The organism is Streptomyces sp. WAC04114, assembly GCF_019733245.1.
GTDB classification, from domain to species: Bacteria; Actinomycetota; Actinomycetes; order Streptomycetales; family Streptomycetaceae; genus Streptomyces; species Streptomyces massasporeus_A.
In genome coordinates this window covers 45,336-63,006 of the sequence record NZ_JAIGQA010000012.1, presented here as the reverse complement: position 1 = coordinate 63,006, position 17,671 = coordinate 45,336, and the positions used below count along the sequence as shown (strand labels likewise).

Below are 17,671 nucleotides of genomic sequence, written 5' to 3'. Positions count from 1 at the left end.
TCAGTCTCGCGCCACCCTCAGCTCTCCGCCCCCTCCCGCGACCGCGAGCGCGCCGTCCCGGTCCGTCCGCAGCACCGCCGCTCCCCCGGCGCGCAGCGCCGCGACCGTGCCGGGCGCCGGGTGCCCGTACGAGTTGTGCTCGCCGCAGGAGATGAGGGCCAGCCTCGGGGCCGCCCGGCGTATGAGCCCCGGGTCCTGGTAGGCCGAGCCGTGGTGGGCGACCTTCAGCACGTCCACACCCTCCAGCGCCTCGGCCGCGGGTGATCTCGCCAGCGCCCGCTGCGCCGGGGGCTCCAGGTCTCCGAGGAGCAGCAGGCGCAGTCCGGCCGTGCGCACCAGCATGGCGACGCTGGCGTCGTTCGGCCCCTCCGGCACCGGCGGATGGAACGGTAGGACTCCTGGCAGCGTCCCCGGCGGTGTCCACGGAGGGGGGTCCGGCGGCGGGTTCGGAGGAGGGCCCGGCGGCGGGCTCGGGGGCGGCCACACCACCTGCCAGGACAACTCCCCCGTGCGCCGCTGCTCCCCGACCGCCGCCCGCGTCACGGGGATCCGCCGCGCCGCCGCGAGCCTCCGCACGAACGCGGCCTGGTCGGCGGGCTCTTCGAACCCCGTCGTCTCGATCGCGCCCACGGCCCGGCCACGCAGCACCCCGGGCAGGCCGGCCACGTGATCGGCGTGGAAATGGGTGAGCACGACCAGCGGGATCCTGCTGATGCCCAGTGAGCGCAGACAGTGGTCGACGAGCCGCGGGTCGGGCCCGGCGTCCACCACCACACCGGTCCCCTCGCCCGCCGCGAGCACCAGGGCGTCGCCCTGCCCCACGTCACACATCACCAGCCGCCAGCCCGGCGGCGGCCAGCCCGTGACCGCCCGGGTCAACGGCGGCGGCTGTACCACCGCCAGCGCCAGCAGCAGTCCACAGGCCGCGCACCACCAGGGGTGCCCGAGCAGCCGCCGTCCGACGAGCACCACGGCCAGGGTCGCGGCCAGGAGCAGCGCCGCGCCCGCCCAACTGCCCGGCCAGTCCACTCCCCCGCCCGGCAGCGCCGCCCCGGTCCGGGCGATCCGCGCGATCCATCCGGCGGGCCAGTGCGCGCACCACGCGAGGGCCTCGGCCACCGGCATCGCCACCGGCGCCGTGGCCAGCGCCGCGAACCCCAGCACGGTCGCCGGGGCGATCGCGAACTCCGCGAGCAGATTGCAGGGCACCGCGACCAGACTCACCCGCGCCGACAGCACGGCGACGATGGGCGCGCACAGGGCTTGCGCGGCCGCTGCGGCGCCCAGTGCCTCGGCCAGTCGCGGCGGTACCCCGCGCCGACGGAGTCCGGCGCTCCAGCGCGGCGCGAGCGTGAGCAGAGCACCGGTCGCCACGACGGACAGCAGGAAGCCGTAACTCCGCGCCAGCCACGGGTCGTACAGCACCAGCAGCAGGACCGCCGTCGCCAGCGCCGGGATCATCGACCTCCGGCGGCCGGTCGCCAGGGCGAGCAGCGCCACGGCTCCGCAGGCCGCGGCGCGCACCACGCTCGGATCCGGCCGGCACACGATGACGAACCCGAGCGAGAGCACGCCCCCGAGCACCGCCGTCCCGCGCAGCGAGATGCCGAGCCGGGGCGCGAGACCCCGCCGCTCGACGTGCTGCGCCAGGCCCGGCGGGCCGAGCAGCAGCGCGAGGAGGATCGTGAAGTTGGCCCCGGACACGGCCAGCGTGTGCGTGAGGTCGGTCTCCTTGAACGCCTCCTCCAGCTCCGGAGTGACCCGCGAGGTGTCCCCGACCACCAGGCCGGGCAGCAGCGCCCGGGGGTCCGCCGGCAGCCCGTCGGTCGCCTCCCGCAGCCCGGCGCGCAGCCGCCCGGCGAGCCGCTGCGGCCCCGAGGGCTCGCCCACCACCTCCGGTTCGCCCTGGTCCCGCACCCGCAGCACGGCCGCGATCCGGTCGCCGCCCGTCATCGCGGGCGCCAGCCGCGCACCGACCCGCAGCCGCGTCGACGGCAGCAGGCCGAGCCAAGCCGACCGCCCCCGCCCGCCGGTGACCCGGCGGGGCGACGCCGTGTCCACGTCCACGATCACCAGCACCGGCGCCCGTGTCGTCACCGCCGTGCCACCCGCCGTCTGGACGCGCAGTACATCGGCGTCGATCAGCACGGCCGTCGGAGCCACGTGATCGTCCCGGACCTTCGGCCGGGTGAGCCGCGGGTCGGATGTGAGCTCGACCTCGGCCGTCACCGTCGCGTACTCCCGCGCCAGGCCGGGCACGGGCCCCCGGCGCACATCCGCTCCGTGCAGCCCGGCCGAGGCGGCGGCTGCCGCGACGCACAGCAGCAGGGCGGCGGCGGAGGCGCGCGGCCAGGACGCCACCGGCGCCTGCCGGACTGGCCGGGCCCGCCGGTCTCGCCGGGCCATCGGCAGCAGGCCGACGGCCACCAGGCAGCCGATCACGAGGCCGTACACCCACGCCGCAGACGCGTCGAGCACCAGCGCCGCCGTGCCCCAGGCAGCGAGGGCGGGTGGTACGAGCCGCAGGTCCGTCGGGCCCTCCTGGCGTGGCCGGGCGGTGCCTAGACGGGTGCCGGAGGAGGCGTGCACGGGTGACCGGGTCGGACGGAGCCCGGGCGCGTCCTCGTCCTGCCGCGCCGGCGGGCCGGGGAGGCGGTTCCTCATGGCCGTACGAGGTCGCGCAGGTCGGCGAAGCGGCGGTCGCCGATGCCGTTCACCTCGCGCAGCTCGTCCACGGAGCGGAAACCGCCGTGCTGCGTGCGGTAGTCGATGATGTGCTGCGCCAGCACCGGACCGACACCCGGCAGGGTGTCGAGCTGGTCCGCGGTGGCCGTGTTGAGGGAGACGGGGGCGGCCGGCGCGGCTGCCCCACCCGCCGGGCCGCCGGAAGCCGTACCACCGCCCGCCCCGGGAGCCGGGGCGGGAGCCGGTCCGCCCACGATCACCTGCTCGCCGTCGACGAGGAACCGGGCGCGGTTGAGCCCGTCGGTGTCCGTGCCGGGTTTCACCCCGCCCGCCGCGTGCAGCGCGTCAGCGACCTGCGAGCCGGCCGGCAGCCGGTGGATCCCCGGTTCGCGCACCTTGCCGCCCACATCCACGACGATCTCGGGCGCCCCCGCTTTCACGGACCCGGCGGAGGCCCCCGAGGCGGCACCGGCAGGCACCCTCGCAGCGCCAGGGCCGTCCTTCCCTCCGGCCTGCCCGCTCTCCTGCCCCTCCCCGTACGGCACTGCCGCCCGCACCACCTCCGGCGGTCGCACGGGCTGGGTCCGGCCTGCCCAGAAGTGCTGCACGGCGAAGGCCGCGGCGACGACGAGCACCACCGTCAGCGCCAGCACGCTCCGTCGCTCCAGACCGCACCTGGCCTGCAACCACAGCGGCATGCGCTCCCGCAGCGCCGACCCGGCCCGCTCCCGCCAGGCTCCCCCACCCGCGCGGACGTCCTCGCCCCGGAGACCGCCCATGGGTTCCGCCTCCAGGTCAGGGAGACCACCCATGGATTCCGCGACCGCCGCGCGTCCGCCAAGCCCTCGCGGAGTCCCGTCGAGGCCGACGGACCCCGGCGGCCCCTGCCCCGACTCCCGCCGCTCCCCGGCCGGTTCGACCGGCTCGGCCCACCCAGGAGGCCCACCAGGCCCTGGGCGCTCCGGCCGCCCTGCATGCCTTCCATGCCTTACGCGCTCTGCCGGCCCCGCATGCCCTGCGTGCTCTGCAAGCCCTGCGTGCTCTGCAAGCCCGCCGAACAACACCACCGCGCGCCGCCGCAGTTCCTCAGCGGAGGCATGACGCTGCTGGGCCCGCCCGCGCGCGACAGGCGGGCGTCGGTGATGACGGACGCGCCCGTCGGACGCCGGATGACGGCCCGGCCCACTGGTCGCGGTCGCTGTGCGTGAACGTGATCGAAGTGCCATGCGACGAGGATCGGCCACTTCGGCCACCCCGCGATGATCTTGGTCAATTCCCGGGGACAATCCCCTGGTTGTGGATAACTCCGTCGCTCACACGGGCGACCGAAGCCCCACAGCAACGTTCACCGGGGCGAAACCACGACCCCCAGCAGCCCGGGTCCCGTATGCGCCCCGATCACCGCTCCGACCTCGCTGACATGGAGATCGGCCAGCCCGGACACCCGCGTCCGCAGCCGGTCGGCGAGGGCCGACGCCCGGTCCGGGGCGGCGAGATGATGGACGGCGACATCCACCTGTGCGCTGCCCGCGCGGTCGGCCGCGATCTCCTCGAGGCGGGCGATCGCCTTGGACGCGGTCCGCACCTTCTCCAGCGGCTCGATACGGCCGTCGGTCAGTTGCAGCAGCGGCTTCACCGCGAGCGCCGAGCCCAGCAGGGCCTGCGCGGCACCGATACGCCCGCCGCGCCGCAGGTAGTCGAGGGTGTCGACGTAGAAGTGGGCGGAGGTGCCCGCGGCTCTCTTCTCGGCGGCCGCGACGGCCTCGTCGACCGTCCCGCCCGATTCCGCGGCCTCCGCAGCGGCAAGCGCGCAGAACCCGAGCGCCATCGCGATCATGCCCGTGTCCACCACCCGCACCGGCACCGGCGCCTGCCGTGCGGCCACGACGGCCGCGTCGTAGGTCCCGGAGAGCTCGGCGGAGAGGTGGAGGGAGACGATGGCGGTGGCGCCGGACTCGGCGACCTTGCGGTAGGTCTCCTCGAAGACCGCGGGACCGGGCCGCGAGGTCGTCACGGGGCGCCGCTTCTGCAAAGCCTGGGCGAGGGCGCGGGTCGAGATCTCGGTGCCCTCCTCCAGCGCCCGGTCGCCGAGGACCACGGTCAGAGGCACCGCGGTGATGCCGTGACGCTCCATCGCCCGGGGCGGCAGGTAGGCCGTTGAATCGGTGACGATCGCGACATGGCGGGACATGAGCTGGAGGTTACCTGCCGTAGCGTCCGTGCGGCAGCCCGACCCCCGCGCCCTGCGGGGCCGCTGGCCGGATCAAGTGGTGCTCTCGGGGCGGGGCTTCTTCTGCCAGGGGTAGGTCGGGCGCGCCGCGGGCGGCGTGATGGCGGGCCGCGCCGGCTCCTGCTCGGGGCTCGACTGCTCGGTGTCCGGCCAGGTCTGCCCCACCGTGGTGGCCTCGGCGGGGGGTGCCTCGGGCCAGGGCGGCGGCGCGGCGGACTGCGGCGACGAGCCCGGCCGCGAGGAGGACGTGTGCTGCCCGGAGGCGGCGGACTGCCCGGAGGCGGCGGACTGCGGCGAGGAGGCGGGCTGCGGCTCCGGTGCCGTCCAGTGCCGCAGGGCCCCGGACTCCAGGTCGATCTGGGCGCTGAGCGAGTCCAGGTCGTCGTCCGCGAAGCGCCGGGCCCGGTCGCGGGCCGCCCAGCGCAGCGAATCCGCCGAGTGCGTGATCTGTTCGGTGCGCTCGCGCAGCCCGGGCAGCCGCTCGCGGAGCGCGGTGCGGTCCGGCTCGGACTCCAGGCGCCTCAGCTCGCCGTCCAGCTCGTGCCCGTGCGCACTGAGCCGCTCGAAGAGGCCGAGGGACTCCTTCAGGGACTCGTCCTCGGCGACGGCCGCCTGCAGCGCGTCCTGCGTGGCCCGCATCGAGGTGCGCAGCTTCAGCCGGAGCTGGGCGAGTTCGCCCGCGGCGCCGGGCTGGGCGAAGGACTTGGCGCGCAGTGTGTGGTCCTCGACCGTGCGGCGGGCCTGGGTGATGCCGCGGTCCACGCCGCGCTTGGCGGCGCCGACCACCTTCACCGTGGCGTACGCCCCGAGCCCGAGAATGAGCACGAAGAGCAGGGCGAAGACTGCGATCACTGCTTCCACAAGGGCTCCTCCTCAGGACGTCGCGGCGCCTTGCGTCGCTCTTCAACGGTAAACGCAACGGGCAGGTCCGGAGTTCCAGAAAAACCCCGAACCTGCCCGTAGGGGACCACCCCGAGAGGGATCCGGCCCCCGAGCGGAACCGAGAACGGTCCAGCCCATGGGCGGCCCACCCCCGAGAGCGGCCGTACGCCCGGCGGCTACGCCGGAACGATGTTCACCAGCTTCGGCGCGCGCACGATCACCTTCCGGATCCCGGCACCGCCCAGCGCGGCCACGACCTTCTCGTCGGCCAGCGCGACCTTCTCCAGCTCGTCGTCGGAGATCGACGGCGAGACCTCCAGCCGCGCCTTGACCTTGCCCTTGACCTGCACGACACAGGTCACGGTCTCGTCGACGACGTACGCCGGGTCGGCCACCGGGAAGTCCTGGTGGACCACCGAGTCGGTGTGGCCCAGCTTGCGCCACAGCTCCTCGGCGATGTGCGGGGCCAGCGGCGCGGCCATCAGCACCAGGGCCTCGGCGACCGGCCGGGTCACGGCCCCGCCCACCTTGGTCAGGTGGTTGTTCAGCTCGGTGACCTTGGCGATGGCGGTGTTGAACCGCATGCCCTCCAGATCGCCGCGGACCCCGTCGATCGCCTTGTGCAGGGCGCGCAGCGTCTCTTCGTCGGTCTCGGCGTCGACGACGGTCGGTTCGCCGGTCGCCTCGTCGACGATGTTGCGCCACAGCCGCTGCAGCAGCCGGAACTGCCCCACCACCGCGCGCGTGTCCCACGGCCGGGAGACGTCCAGCGGGCCCATCGCCATCTCGTACAGGCGCAGTGTGTCGGCCCCGTACTCGGCGCAGATCTCGTCCGGAGTGACCGCGTTCTTCAGGGACTTGCCCATCTTGCCCAGCAGCCGGGAGACCTTCTCGCCCTGGTAGTAGTACGCGCCGTCGCGCTCCTCCACCTCGGCGGCCGGCACCGCGATGCCGCGGCTGTCGCGGTAGACGTAGGCCTGGATCATGCCCTGGTTGAACAGCTTGTGGAACGGCTCGGCGGACGAGATGTGTCCCAGGTCGTACAGGACCTTGGACCAGAACCGCGCGTACAGCAGGTGCAGCACGGCGTGCTCGGCGCCGCCGACGTACAGGTCGACGCCGCCGTGCGGCTGTCCCTCGCGCGGGCCCATCCAGTACTGCTCGATCTCCGGGTCGACCAGCTTCTCGGAGTTGTGCGGGTCCAGGTAGCGCAGCTCGTACCAGCAGGAACCGGCCCAGTTGGGCATGGTGTTGGTCTCGCGGCGGTACGGGCGCGGGCCACGTCCGTCGCCCAGGTCCAGCGTGACGTTGACCCAGTCCTCGTTGCGTGACAGCGGCGTCTCGGGCTGCGTGTCGGCGTCGTCCGGGTCGAAGGTGCGCGGCGAGTAGTCCTCGACCTCGGGCAGTTCCAGGGGCAGCATCGACTCGGGCAGGGCGTGCGCGATGCCGTCCTCGTCGTAGACGATCGGGAAGGGCTCGCCCCAGTAGCGCTGGCGGCTGAACAGCCAGTCGCGCAGCCGGAAGTTGACGGTGCCCTCGCCGACGCCGGACCGCTCCAGCCACTCGGTGATGCGGGCCTTGGCCTCGGCGACGTCCAGGCCGTCCAGGCTCACCTCGTCGTTCGAGGAGTTGATGATCTTCGCGTCGTACGACGAGAAGGCGTTCTCCCAGGTCGAGGTGTCCGTGCCGCGGCCGTCGGTCGGCTCGACGATGCAGTGGATCGGCAGCTCGAAGGCGCGGGCGAACTCGAAGTCGCGCTGGTCGCCGGCCGGGACGGCCATGATCGCGCCGGTGCCGTAGCCCATCAGGACGTAGTCGGCGATGAAGACCGGGACCTGCTCGCCGTTGACCGGGTTGGTGGCGTACGCGCCGATGAAGACGCCGGTCTTGTCCTTGGCCTCGGCCTGGCGCTCCACGTCGGACTTCGAGGCGGCCTGGGCGCGGTAGGCGGCGACGGCCTCGCCGGGGGTCGCGTGGCCGCCGGTCCACACCTCGTGGGTGCCCTCCGGCCAGGCGGCCGGGGTGAACTTCTCGACCAGCGGGTGCTCGGGCGCCAGCACCATGTAGGTGGCGCCGAACAGGGTGTCGGGGCGGGTGGTGAAGACCGTGATGCGCTCGCCGTCGATGGGGAAGTCGACGCGGGCGCCCTCGGAGCGGCCGATCCAGTTGCGCTGCTGCAGCTTGATGGCCTCGGGCCAGTCCAGCTCGGTCAGGTCGTCCAGCAGGCGGTCGGCGTAGGCCGTGATGCGCATGTTCCACTGGCGCAGCTTGGCCTTGAAGACGGGGAAGTTGCCGCGCTCGGAGCGGCCCTCGGCGGTGACCTCCTCGTTGGCCAGCACGGTGCCCAGTCCGGGGCACCAGTTGACCGGCGCGTCGGAGGCGTAGGCCAGCCGGAACTCGCCCAGGACGTCGGCCTTCTCGGCGGCGCTCAGCTCGCTCCACGCGCGCGTGTGGCCCGGTACGGGACGCTCACCGGACTCGAACTCGGCGACCAGCTCGGCGATCGGGCGGGCCCGGCGGGCGTCGTGGTCGTACCAGGAGTTGAAGATCTGCAGGAAGATCCACTGGGTCCACTTGTAGTAGTCCGGGTCGATCGTGGCGAACGACCGGCGCTTGTCGTGGCCCAGGCCCAGCCGGCGCAGCTGGGACTTCATGTTCTCCATGTTGGCTTCGGTGGACACGCGCGGGTGCGTGCCGGTCTGCACCGCGTACTGCTCGGCGGGCAGGCCGAAGGCGTCGAAGCCCAGGGTGTGCAGGACGTTGTGGCCGGTCATCCGCTGGAAGCGCGCGAAGACGTCCGTGGCGATGTAGCCCAGGGGGTGGCCGACGTGCAGGCCCGCACCGGAGGGGTACGGGAACATGTCCATGATGTACTTCTTGGGCCGGGCGGCGATCTCCGGGTCACCGGCCAGGTCGCCCTTGGGGTTGGGTGCGGCGTAGGTGCCGTCGGCGTCCCAGAAGTCCTGCCAGCGTGCCTCGATCTCGGCAGCCATGGCGGCCGTGTAGCGGTGCGGCGCCGCCACCTCGGAGGTGACGGCGGGGTTCGTCTCGCTCATGATCCTCAAAGCTCCATCGATCGTCTCTGCCTGCGGCTGTCTGGTTCGAGAAACGAAAAATCCCCTCACACAGGAGGGGACGCCGCGCCGATGCCGGCCACTCGACTCGTCCGGTGGCCGGGACTGATCAGCGCGGCCCGCTAAGCAGAAGGCGTACGGCACGCATGGCGCTAGGGTACCGCAGGCCCTCAGCGCACCGCGACGCGCTTCCTGGGCCCGCCCCGGAGCCCGAAAACCTGAACCAAGGTCAAGAGTTACTTCGCGTAACAGCCAGTAAGGGACATCACACCAAGCACATTGTCCTTTGATAACAGCGCAATAACTCAAAGCTCGTACTGATCGGTATGGCTCCGCTTAGAGTTCGGCAGCGGGACCGCTGCTTTCCCGAACCGCTCGGAGTGCCCCCATGAACCCTCATCGCAGTAACACCTCCCTACACCGGGTCGCCGGGATGTGCGGAGGCTTGTCGTGAACCCCTACGACTCCACGGCAGACGACTCGTTCGCCGAGTTCCTCAACTTCGGTGCGGGCGTGCTGTCCCTCGTGTGTCTGACGTGCTCGGTGATCTGGGGCCTGATCGCCCAGGACCGGGTCCTCCTCGACACGCGTCGACGCATCCTGGCGCAGGCCGTGCACCGGACCACGGCCGTCGCCTCGATCGTCTTCCTGCTGGTGCACATCGGCGTGAAGCTGGCACTGGCCCACACCTCGTGGATCGCCGCGGTGATCCCCTTCGGGCTGGCGTTCACCGACGAGGAGCTGGTCGGGGGCAGGTCGTTCCTGATCGGCCTGGGGACTCTGGCAGGCATGCTCATGATCTTCGTGGGCATCACCGGTGTGCTGCGCAACCGCTTCGCGTCCCCCGCACCCGTCGCGGCCCGCTGGCGGGCCATGCACATGCTGGCCTACCCGGCCTGGTGCGCCGCCCTGGTCCACGGCCTCTACGCGGGTCGCTCGGCCAAGCCGATCTTCGTCATCCTGTACTGCCTGTCTCTGGTCGGAGTGGCCGGCGCCCTCGCCCTGCGCGCGGCTCCGCGCCCGGTCAAGCGCAAGTTCGCCGACAAGATCGCCTCCCTGATCGGCCCCGGTGAGGGCCAGGGCCGCAGGGACCTGGAGGAGAGCCGCGCCCGGGCGGCGGGCGGGTTCGCGCTCGGCGACCAGGGGGGCGGCCGGGGAGCGTCCGCACGCGCCGCGGCGTCCCCCTCCGGGCCGCTGTACGAGAAGGCGGAACGCGCCGCGGCCAAAGAACCGGCGAACGGCTTCGCCGCCGCCTACCGGGCCGTCTCGGCCCCTCCCCAGGGCGGGCAGGCCTTCGCACCCGGGCCGACCACCAGCATGCAACTGCCGCTGGACATGCAGCCCACTGAGACCATGCCGACCGTGGACGGCCCGTCCAGCACCTCGGGCAGCTGGCCGATCCCGTCCCCGCCACCGGTCGGCGAGGCCCCGCCGTCGGCCTACGACCCGCTCCAGGACACAGGCTTCAACATCCCGCCCTACGACCCCATTCAGGACACCGGACAAAGCATCCCGGCCTATGGCAATCCAGGCGCCGCCGGCTACGGATCGAGTGACGTGTACGACACGGGTGAGACGAATGCGGTCTACGACACGTACTACCCGAACGACACGTACAACAGCGGTCCCGCCAATGAAACAAACCCCGGTGCGTCCTACGACTTCGACGCACCGGGATCGGGCGAACCTTGGAACACGCCTTCCGGAGGCTTTAAGTGAACGAGGCCCTGCCCGACGTACCCGAAGTCCGCGTGGTCGGTCTTCCCCAGCTCACGTCGGGCTTCGACCTTGTCGATCGGCTCGATCTGCCCATGCACCTCAAGGTGCACGGGCCGCTCGAGCCGATGGGCGGTGAGCAGCTCGCGCAACTCGCCGAACGCATCAACCTGAAGGGCCGCGGCGGCGCGGGCTTCCCCTTCCACAAGAAGCTGCGCTCGGTCGCCGACGCGGCGATCAAGCGCGGCGTCCGGCCGGTCGTCGTCGTGAACGGCAGTGAGGACGAACCGGCCTGCCGCAAGGACACGGTGCTGATCAACCGTGCCCCGCATCTGATCCTGGACGGCGCACTGCTGTGCGCCGAGGCCCTGGGTGCCCGCACGCTCGTGGTGGGGGTCACCCGTGAGTCGACTCAGCGCTCCATGGAGGCCGCCCTCGCCGAACGCGGCCTCAGCAACGGCCGCCGGTCGGCGCTTCGCGCGCGTGTCCAGCGCAACCCGGTCCGCATGGTCACCGGTGCCGCCGCGTCGCTGATCCGCTCGATCGACGGCGGCCCGGCCGTCCCGCCCGGCCGCAAGGTCAGCGCCTCGCAGAACGGCGTCGGCGGCGCACCCACGCTGCTGTCCAACGCCGAGACCTTCGCCCAGCTCGCGATCGCCGCCCGCATCGGCCCGGAGCGCTACGGCAACACCGGCCTGTACGACGAGCCGGGCACCGTCATGCTCACGGTCTCCGGCGCGGTCGCCCGTCCCATGGTGATCGAGGTCCCGACGGGCGTGCCGCTGCGCTACGTCCTGCAGCTCGCCGGCGCGCCGCCGGTGCCGCAGGGCGTGCTCACCGGCGGCTACCACGGCAAGTGGATCGACGCGGCGACGGTCAACGAGGCGGTCGTCTCCCGCAACTCCCTGGACGCCGTGGGCGGCGCGCTCGGCGCCGGCGCGATTCTGCCGATCACTCAGGACACCTGCCCGCTGGGCGAGTCGCTGCGGGTGGCGCAGTGGCTGGCCGAGGAGAGCGCGGGCCAGTGCGGCCCCTGCTACCTCGGTCTGCCGGCCGCCGCGCGCGGCCTGGAGGACATCCTCAACGGCGGCGGGCCGGCCGCCCTGGAGGCCCTCAAGCAGGTCGCCAAGAACGTGAAGCGGCGCGGCGCGTGCTCGCACCCGGACGGCTCCGCGATGTTCATCGAGTCGACCATCAAGGCCTTCACGGACGATCTGGCCGCCCATGTCCTCGGCAACGGCTGCGGACGGCCCGTGGAGGGCGTTCTGCCGCTCTTCGAGGGGGGCAGGGCCCCCACGGGCATCCCGGGCGGCGGAGAGTCCGAGGAGAACGGCCCCAGCCGCCAGAAGATCTACGTGGACTGGACGCTGTGCCGGGGCCACGGGCTGTGCGCGGACATCCTCCCCGAGGTGTTCCAGCTCGGCGCCGACGGCTTCCCGACCGTGGCGCAGGCGCAGGTCCCGCGGTACGCCGAGGCCAAGGCTCTACGCGCGGTGCGTCGCTGCCCGGCACTGGCGCTGCGCATCGAGGAGGCGAGCGAGCGGGGAGCGCCGTCCCGCAACCTCCCGGTCCTCTCCCAGGGCCGCGGACGCCGCGCTCTGGGCCGCTGAGCACGGACACGGCGGGCCCCGACGGGCCCGCCGTGAGCACACCCGGGCGCACCCGGGCTACGCGCACAGGACCACGCACACGAAGAAGGCGGGCCATCCGAATCGGATGGCCCGCCTTCTCATCTGCTGTGGAGCTAAGGAGAATTGAACTCCTGACCTCCTGCATGCCATGCAGGCGCTCTACCAACTGAGCTATAGCCCCTTGCCAGTGCTCCTCCGGGTTCCCCCGGCGGCGACGCCAACATTACTGGCCCATCAGGCCCAACACCAAATCGGTTTCGCTTTGCCCGAAATGCCCGTTATGCCGTGACGAACGAGTAGAACCGCTTGAGCGTGCAGTGCTCCTCCAGAAGCCGGCCGTAGATCGGCTCGCCCTCCAACTCGCGGTACGTCTCGATCGGGTCGCCTTTTATGATCAGCGCCCGCGCGCATTCCTCGCACCAGTACTGGTAGTCGGGATTGATCGGCTCCATGTCGCGGACGATCGGAGTCCCGCTGCCGCACCAGTCGCACTTCCGCCTGTGTGCACCCATCGATCAGCTCCAGCTGTGGCCGCAGGCCGTGCACACGTAGGAAATCCCGCCGTTGTCGCCGAGCATCTGGGCCACGTGCGCGGAACCGCAGGAAGGGCAGCTGAGGCGGGTGGACATCTCCCGTGTGAACGCTGCGTCGAGGAGGTGGTCGACCTCCTCGCGGATGCTCGCAGGCATCGCTACTCCTCCCGTCGGGCCGCGCCCCCTTCCGGCCGTTTGATTCTGCCACGGCCGGGCCAATACGGTCAGCGACGCCTCAGTACCAGTCCGGACACGGCACCCGGCGGGGCCGTAGAGGTATACGCCTCAGCGAGCCCGAGTGACTCAAGCCGGGGCACGAAAAATCCCGCCCCCTGAGTGGGAACGGGATCTTGACGTGGAGCTAAGGAGAATTGAACTCCTGACCTCCTGCATGCCATGCAGGCGCTCTACCAACTGAGCTATAGCCCCTTGTGCCACGCGGCGGAACCGCATGATGTCTCGCCCCGCTCGGCGGGGCGAACAAGAAGAACTTTAGCCTGCGACCTGCCGGAAAGTGAAATCCGGGGTCAGTCGTCGTCGCCGAGCACCGGTTCCGGCAGGGTGCCGGCGTTGTGCTCCAGCAGCCGCCAGCCGCGGGCGCCTTCGCCGAGCACGGACCAGCAGCAGTTGGAGAGTCCGCCGAGGCTCTCCCAGTGATGGGGATCGAGACCCAGCAGGCGGCCGATGGTGGTGCGGATCGTGCCGCCGTGGCTGACCACCACGAGGGTGCCGTCCTCCGGGAGCTTCTCGGCGTGCCGGAGCACCACGGGGGCGGCGCGGTCGGCGACCTCGGTCTCCAGTTCGCCGCCGCCGCGGCGGACGGGCTCGCCGCGCTTCCACGCGGCGTACTCCTCGCCGTACCGGGCGATGATCTCCTCGTGCGTCAGGCCCTGCCAGACGCCCGCGTAGGTCTCGCGCAGCGCCTCGTCGTGGATGACGTCGAGACCGGTCAGCGTGGCCAGCTCGGCGGCCGTGGCCGCGGCGCGCCGGAGATCGGAGGCGACCATCGCGTCCGGCTTCAGGGAGGCGAGCAGCCGGGCGGCGCGGCGGGCCTGACCGAGACCGGTCTCGGTCAGCTCGACGTCGGTGGTGCCCTGGAAACGGCGCTCCACGTTCCACGAGGTCTGGCCGTGCCGCCACAGAATGATGCGACGGCCACGGCCCTTCCGGGCGGACGCCTCACTGAAGGAGGTCACCGCCAGTCACCGTCCAGCTCCGCCGCCTCCTCGGCCGCCCGCAGCTTGGCGTGCTCCTCGGCCTTCCCGCGGGTGGCCTTGGCCTCCTCGGGGAGCTCGACCTCGGGGCAGTCCTTCCACAGCCGCTCCAGGGCGTAGAAGACGCGCTCCTCGCTGTGCTGGACGTGGACGACGATGTCGACGTAGTCGAGCAGGACCCAGCGGGCCTCGCGGTCGCCCTCGCGGCGCACCGGCTTGGCGCCGAGTTCCTTGGAGAGGCGCTCCTCGATCTCGTCGACGATCGCCTTGACCTGACGGTCGTTGGGCGCCGAGGCCAGCAGGAAGGCGTCCGTGATGGACAGCACGTCACTGACGTCGTAGGCGACGATGTCGTGGGCCAGCTTGTCGGCGGCCGCCTGGGCGGCGGTGTTGATCAGCTCGTGAGAGCGGTCGGTCACGGTCACTGCATGGCTTTCGGTCGGCGGACACTTGACACCAAGGGTCTCACGGACCGCCGCCCGCTCCCCACGCGATTACGGGGATCACGTGGGGAGCGGGCTGATGCCGACTAGCCGGCGGACGGCTCGTAGTCCTGGCCGAGGACCACGGAGACGTCCGAGCTCCCCGAGGTCTTGCCCTTGGTGACGGAGCCCGCCGGCAGCCCGAGGGTCTTGGCGACCTCGGCGGCGTTCGCCTTGTCGGCGGCGTCGGCGTAGACGACCCGGGAGGTGGCCAGGGCGGTGCCGGTGCCGCCCTCCAGGAAGGTGAAGCCGCCGTTGAGGAGCACGACGCGGGCCTTCTCGGTGTTGTCCTTGACGCCGGTGGCGTTCTGCACCGAGACGCTGACGGCGGCGTCCTTGTCGGGGCTCTTGGCGGTGCCGCCGAGGACGTTCTTGACGACCCGGGCGCTCGCCTGGGCGCTGAGCGTGCCGTCGTTCTGCACGGGCAGCAGGTCGGTCTTGACGTCGCCGCCCTTGGCGAGGTCGGAGAGCCCGGCGAGGAAGGTGCCGAGATCCTTGTCGGTGAGGGACGGGTCGAGGATCTGCGCGAGGGTCTGGATGGTCGTCGTCGCGGCCTGCGGATCGGAGGACATCTTGCGCAGGACACCCTGCATGACCTGCCCGAAGCGCTCCAGCTGGACGTTCTGGGCCTCGCCGGGGGCGCGGTAGGTGGCGTAGGCGACCGCCATCTTGCCGCTCAGGGTCTGGTCCCGGCCCTTGTTGACCAGCGGGGCCTCGCCCTTCTTCTTGGCGGCGGGGTCGGGCACCTCGGCGTTCGTGTCGACGTCGATGTTGCCGACGAGGTCGACGAGGTTCTGCAGGTAGGGGGTGTCCAGACGCCAGGTGCCCTCGATGTCGGTGCCGAGGACCGTGTCGAGCGCGTCGCGGGTGCCGTCGGAGCCGTCGTCGTCGACCGACTTGGCGAGCGTCGTCGTGGTGCCGTCGTCGCTGGTCAGGGCGAGGGAGTTGGGCACCAGGACGGTGGTGCCCCGCTCGGTGGTGGTGTTGTCGACGAGGAGGGCGGTGGAGGTGCCGCCGCCCTTGGTGTCGTGCAGGTGGACGACGATCACGTCGCGCTTCTGGGCCCCGGCGGCCGTCGCCGTGCCCGCCTTGGAGTCCTCCGAGGACAGACCGGGCAGCTTCCCCGCGTACCAGAGGTAGCCGACGCCGCCGGCCACGACGAGGGCGAGGACGACCGCCAGGGCCACGATCCGGCCGCGGGCCCGGCGCCGGGCCTCCTCGCGGCGTTCGGTGCGGTTCTCGGTGAACTTCAGCCAGTCGATGACGTCTTCGGAGTTGGCGTCCGGTTCCTCGACGAAGGCGAACTGCTCGGTGTGGTACTCCCGATGCGGCTCGGCGCGGTCCTGCCGGTCGTGGTCGGGGCCGGCCTGCTGCGGGATGTGGGCGGTCTGCGGGGCGGTCTGTTCGGCGGTCCGGGGCTGCCGGCCGGTGGTGCCGGCGGCGGTCCGGCCGTAGGGGTCGTGCGGGGCGCCCTGCGCGCCGCCCTGGTGCGTGGCGGTGCCGTACGGGTCGTAGGAGCCGTAGTCGGGGGCGGGCTGCCCGCCGGTGCCGTAGTCGTAGGCGGGCGGGGACTGCTGCCCCTGCTGCGCGTACGGGTCGTAGCCGTAGCCCTGCTGGTGCTGCTGGGTGTACGGGTCGTAGGTCTGCTGCTGGGTCTGCTGCGTCGGGACCTGCCGGTAGACAGGCCGGCCGTACTCGTCGTAGCCGACGAGCTCGTACTGGTCGGCGCCGTATCCCGCGGACCCCGCGTCGTATCGGTCGTTCACCGGTGCCCCTCTCGGCTCACTCGCCGCGGTACAGCTCGCGCTTGTCGATATAGCGCACGACGCCGTCCGGCACCAGGTACCAGATGGGATCGCCCTTGGCGACTCTCGCACGGCAGTCCGTGGAGGAGATGGACAGAGCCGGAACCTCCACGAGAGACACACCGCCTTCCGGGAGTCCGGAGTCGTCCAGGTCGTGGCCCGGCCGGGTGGCCCCGATGAAGTGCGCCAGGGAGAACAGCTCCTCGTTGTCCCGCCAGGTCAGGATCTGGGCGAGCGCGTCGGCGCCGGTGATGAAGAACAGGTCCGTGTCCGGGTTGAGCGCCCGCAGGTCGCGCAGGGTGTCCACGGTGTAGGTGGGGCCGCCGCGGTCGATGTCGATGCGGCTCACGGAGAACTGCGGGTTCTCGGCGGTCGCGATGACCGTCATCAGGTAGCGGTCCTCGGCCGGGGAGACGCTGCGGTGGGTCTTCTGCCAGGGCTGGCCCGTCGGCACGAAGACCACCTCGTCGAGGTGGAACGCCGCGGCGACCTCACTGGCCGCCACCAGGTGCCCGTGGTGGATCGGGTCGAAGGTGCCGCCCATGACGCCGAGGCGGCGCTTGCCCGGTCGCGACGGGCTCTTTGCGGGGCCGGCGGTCCGGCCGGCCACCGCGGAGGCACGGCGGGGCTCCGAGTGTCGCTCGGTTCCGCTCGCCGTGTCCCGTGCCGGGTCGTGCGGCGTCTCGTTCGCCGGACCGGTAGGCATGTCCTGCTCTCCCATGCGTGCAGACCCTACCGGCCCTGCCTGAGGGCTCCGGCCGCCCCCGTGGTCCCCCGGGCATCCTCGGCGGGATGCCCCGCCGGTCTCAGCGGTCGCGGTTGAAGCGGGTGGTGATCCACAGCAGGAGCAGCAGGATGAAGAGGGCGCCACCACCGGTGAGGTAGGGGCTGAGGCTCTCGTGGTTTCCGCCGTGCTCTTCGCCCTCGGCGGCGAGGGTGACCAACTGGGCAGCGGTGCTGTGGAAGCTCATCTTCGGCAGGACCTATCGCGTGAGGGCGGGTTAAAGACGTCGGCTCATCGTAAGCGGGCGCCCGTTCCGCGATCACCCCGACTCCGCTTGTTCGTGCCCCGGGCGGCCACCCGTGCCGCCGCCTGGACCGGCCCCGGGGACCCGGCGAGGTACCTTCGCGGGACCCGGCGGGGAACCTTCGGGTGGCCTCAGTCGTCCTTCCGTCCGTAACCACGCAGCAGGAACCACGCGGTCAGCGCACAGCCCAGGATCATCACGATCAGCACGATCCGCAGCAGCCCCGGCCCTTGTCCCCCGGCGGCGTTCGCGGCCCCGGCGAGCCAGGCGGATGCGGGATGGTGCTCCATGACGGTGGTCTCCTTCGCTGCACTGCCCGACCACCGTAACTCCGCCTAGGCTGGGCTCTGCCTCGGGGAAGCAAAAGGCCGCACAAGGGGCCGCAAAGGTC

At 72.1% G+C, this 17,671-nt stretch carries 15 protein-coding genes and 2 tRNA genes; 2 read left to right on the top strand and 15 right to left on the bottom strand.

All coding sequences use genetic code 11. The features are described 5' to 3' along the window. The 5 genes from K4G64_RS06160 to leuS form a co-directional block, all read right to left on the bottom strand. The gene (locus K4G64_RS06160; RefSeq protein WP_221754996.1) at positions 1 to 2,664 is read right to left on the bottom strand and encodes a ComEC/Rec2 family competence protein; all 2,664 of its coding nucleotides are present in this window, start codon (positions 2,662 to 2,664) and stop codon (positions 1 to 3) included. Continuing rightward, a complete protein-coding gene (locus tag K4G64_RS06155) occupies positions 2,661 to 3,911 on the bottom strand; it encodes a ComEA family DNA-binding protein (protein WP_221754995.1) in 1,251 nt (416 codons plus the stop codon). Before K4G64_RS06155 ends, K4G64_RS06160 begins: the two co-directional genes overlap by 4 nt. 119 nt (positions 3,912 to 4,030) lie before the next feature. Then, complete coding sequence (locus K4G64_RS06150; protein ID WP_221754994.1) at positions 4,031 to 4,876, bottom strand: DegV family protein; 846 nt, start codon at positions 4,874 to 4,876, stop codon at positions 4,031 to 4,033. Between the two features lie 72 nt (positions 4,877 to 4,948). Beyond that, complete coding sequence (locus tag K4G64_RS06145; RefSeq protein ID WP_221754993.1) at positions 4,949 to 5,776, bottom strand: hypothetical protein; 828 nt, start codon at positions 5,774 to 5,776, stop codon at positions 4,949 to 4,951. Between the two features lie 197 nt (positions 5,777 to 5,973). After that, entirely contained in the window at positions 5,974 to 8,853 is a 2,880-nt protein-coding gene (gene leuS / locus K4G64_RS06140; RefSeq protein WP_221754992.1) for a leucine--tRNA ligase, read from the bottom strand. 468 nt (positions 8,854 to 9,321) lie between these two features. Between leuS and K4G64_RS06135 the strand changes: the two genes are divergently transcribed. Further along, positions 9,322 to 10,590 (top strand): ferric reductase-like transmembrane domain-containing protein, encoded by a 1,269-nt coding sequence (locus K4G64_RS06135; protein WP_221754991.1) that lies wholly within the window; start codon positions 9,322 to 9,324, stop codon positions 10,588 to 10,590. Continuing rightward, complete coding sequence (locus K4G64_RS06130; protein WP_221754990.1) at positions 10,587 to 12,197, top strand: NADH-quinone oxidoreductase subunit NuoF family protein; 1,611 nt, start codon at positions 10,587 to 10,589, stop codon at positions 12,195 to 12,197. The genes K4G64_RS06135 and K4G64_RS06130 overlap by 4 nt, the downstream gene beginning before the upstream one ends. A gap of 129 nt (positions 12,198 to 12,326) precedes the next feature. On the opposite strand, the gene K4G64_RS06125 is transcribed toward K4G64_RS06130, so the two are convergent. The 10 genes from K4G64_RS06125 to K4G64_RS06080 form a co-directional block, all read right to left on the bottom strand. Beyond that, positions 12,327 to 12,399: transfer RNA gene (locus tag K4G64_RS06125), tRNA-Ala, on the bottom strand. 97 nt (positions 12,400 to 12,496) lie between these two features. Further along, on the bottom strand, positions 12,497 to 12,730 hold the full coding sequence (locus K4G64_RS06120) for a hypothetical protein (RefSeq protein WP_006136074.1): 234 nt from the start codon (positions 12,728 to 12,730) through the stop codon (positions 12,497 to 12,499). A gap of 3 nt (positions 12,731 to 12,733) precedes the next feature. Then, a complete protein-coding gene (locus K4G64_RS06115) occupies positions 12,734 to 12,907 on the bottom strand; it encodes a hypothetical protein (protein WP_221754989.1) in 174 nt (57 codons plus the stop codon). 200 nt (positions 12,908 to 13,107) lie between these two features. Further along, a tRNA-Ala gene (locus tag K4G64_RS06110) sits at positions 13,108 to 13,180 on the bottom strand. Positions 13,181 to 13,278: 98 nt separating this feature from the next. Beyond that, positions 13,279 to 13,953, bottom strand: a complete 675-nt coding sequence (locus K4G64_RS06105; RefSeq protein ID WP_221755008.1) for a histidine phosphatase family protein — start codon at positions 13,951 to 13,953, stop codon at positions 13,279 to 13,281. Further along, positions 13,944 to 14,390 (bottom strand): ribosome silencing factor, encoded by a 447-nt coding sequence (gene rsfS, locus K4G64_RS06100; RefSeq protein ID WP_031108827.1) that lies wholly within the window; start codon positions 14,388 to 14,390, stop codon positions 13,944 to 13,946. The genes K4G64_RS06105 and rsfS overlap by 10 nt, the downstream gene beginning before the upstream one ends. A 104-nt stretch (positions 14,391 to 14,494) precedes the next feature. Further along, a complete protein-coding gene (locus K4G64_RS06095) occupies positions 14,495 to 16,213 on the bottom strand; it encodes an LCP family protein (protein ID WP_221754988.1) in 1,719 nt (572 codons plus the stop codon). A gap of 16 nt (positions 16,214 to 16,229) precedes the next feature. Beyond that, positions 16,230 to 16,973 (bottom strand): nicotinate-nucleotide adenylyltransferase, encoded by a 744-nt coding sequence (nadD, locus tag K4G64_RS06090; protein ID WP_221754987.1) that lies wholly within the window; start codon positions 16,971 to 16,973, stop codon positions 16,230 to 16,232. A gap of 85 nt (positions 16,974 to 17,058) precedes the next feature. Beyond that, positions 17,059 to 17,223 (bottom strand): hypothetical protein, encoded by a 165-nt coding sequence (locus K4G64_RS06085; protein WP_003990192.1) that lies wholly within the window; start codon positions 17,221 to 17,223, stop codon positions 17,059 to 17,061. Positions 17,224 to 17,411: 188 nt separating this feature from the next. Then, positions 17,412 to 17,570, bottom strand: coding sequence for a hypothetical protein (locus K4G64_RS06080; RefSeq protein ID WP_221754986.1), 159 nt, complete (start codon positions 17,568 to 17,570; stop codon positions 17,412 to 17,414). Positions 17,571 to 17,671 lie beyond the last annotated feature (101 nt).

Excerpts from the sequence above, each read along its gene's own strand:
- K4G64_RS06080 (WP_221754986.1), bottom strand. The coding sequence starts at position 17,570 with ATGGAGCACCATCCCGCATCCGCCTGGCTCGCCGGGGCCGCGAACGCC.
- K4G64_RS06085 (WP_003990192.1), bottom strand. The coding sequence starts at position 17,223 with ATGAGCTTCCACAGCACCGCTGCCCAGTTGGTCACCCTCGCCGCCGAG.
- K4G64_RS06155 (WP_221754995.1), bottom strand. The coding sequence starts at position 3,911 with ATGGCACTTCGATCACGTTCACGCACAGCGACCGCGACCAGTGGGCCG.
- K4G64_RS06150 (WP_221754994.1), bottom strand. The coding sequence starts at position 4,876 with ATGTCCCGCCATGTCGCGATCGTCACCGATTCAACGGCCTACCTGCCG.
- K4G64_RS06120 (WP_006136074.1), bottom strand. The coding sequence starts at position 12,730 with ATGGGTGCACACAGGCGGAAGTGCGACTGGTGCGGCAGCGGGACTCCG.
- K4G64_RS06115 (WP_221754989.1), bottom strand. The coding sequence starts at position 12,907 with ATGCCTGCGAGCATCCGCGAGGAGGTCGACCACCTCCTCGACGCAGCG.
- nadD (WP_221754987.1), bottom strand. The coding sequence starts at position 16,973 with ATGGGAGAGCAGGACATGCCTACCGGTCCGGCGAACGAGACGCCGCAC.
- leuS (WP_221754992.1), bottom strand. The coding sequence starts at position 8,853 with ATGAGCGAGACGAACCCCGCCGTCACCTCCGAGGTGGCGGCGCCGCAC.
- K4G64_RS06160 (WP_221754996.1), bottom strand. The coding sequence starts at position 2,664 with ATGAGGAACCGCCTCCCCGGCCCGCCGGCGCGGCAGGACGAGGACGCG.